The organism is Pseudomonas sp. P5_B2, from assembly GCF_056400445.1.
Genome location: NZ_JBFULH010001104.1, coordinates 1 through 1,005, shown reverse-complemented (window position 1 = coordinate 1,005; position 1,005 = coordinate 1). Strand labels below are relative to the sequence as shown.

Below are 1,005 nucleotides of genomic sequence, written 5' to 3'. Positions count from 1 at the left end.
CATACAAATATCCTCTTCACGCTAGTGGTGGTGCACCCAGGAACATAAAAACATGACCACTGACGGAGCCACTACTGCTGCGCCGACGAAGGCAAGGTCATTGGCCGGATAAACCTGAACGAGATCCAGGATTATCCGGGCGCTACATGCCCCCACCACAATTGTTATGAAAGCCCTTGAATAAAGGTAATACGACGTAGTGTGCCGATCAGGAGTGGGCACTGTGGAGACGCAGTGAATGACCTGGAGTTGGTTCACTCAGCGCCACCAGGTTAGCCACCTTGCGACCAGAAACATCACTGCGTGGTGTGGAAGGCAAGAGAAAGTAAGCCAGTGCGGGCAGCAATAGAAGAGCACCCACCATGTTCCAGACAAACATGAACGCCAAGAGCACCCCCATGTCAGCCTGGAACTTGATTGGGGAAAATATCCAGGTGCCCACACCTATCGCCAAGGTTATCCCTGTAAGCATTACTACCTTGCCCGTGGATACAAGGGCGCGGTAGTAAGCCTCGGAGAGGCTTTTACCTTCGCGCAAGAACCCTAGCATAATGGTCATTACATAAAGCGCGTAATCAACCCCAATCCCTACGCCCAGAGCGATTACCGGCAAGGTCGCCACTTTCACACCGATACCTAACCCGACCATCAATGCCTCACACAATATCGACGTGAGCATGAGCGGAATCACGGCACACAAAGTCGCTCGCCAAGACCTGAAGGTGATGAGGCAGAGCAAAATAACTGCGCCGTACACCCAAAACAGCATCTCGCGATTGGCCTCTTTGACCACGATATTCGTCGCCGCTTCAATTCCCGCATTGCCCGCGGCAAGCTGGAATTTGACCTCATCTGTGTCATTAGCCGCTGCAAAAGCCTCGACGTGATTCACCAGGCGCGTAAGCGTTTCGGCCTTATGGTCCTTGAGAAAAACGTACAGCGTCAGCAAGCTGCAGGACTCGTTGTAAAGTCCCCGCGGCGCGCTAGCAGTTATCATATTAAGCA

General features: G+C 52.7%; 1 protein-coding gene. It reads right to left on the bottom strand.

The features are described from left to right. Positions 1–208: 208 nt before the first annotated feature. Positions 209–1,005, bottom strand: a 797-nt coding sequence (locus AC1DRJ_RS29480; protein ID WP_477805230.1) for an MMPL family transporter, incomplete at its 5' end; no start/stop codon positions are given.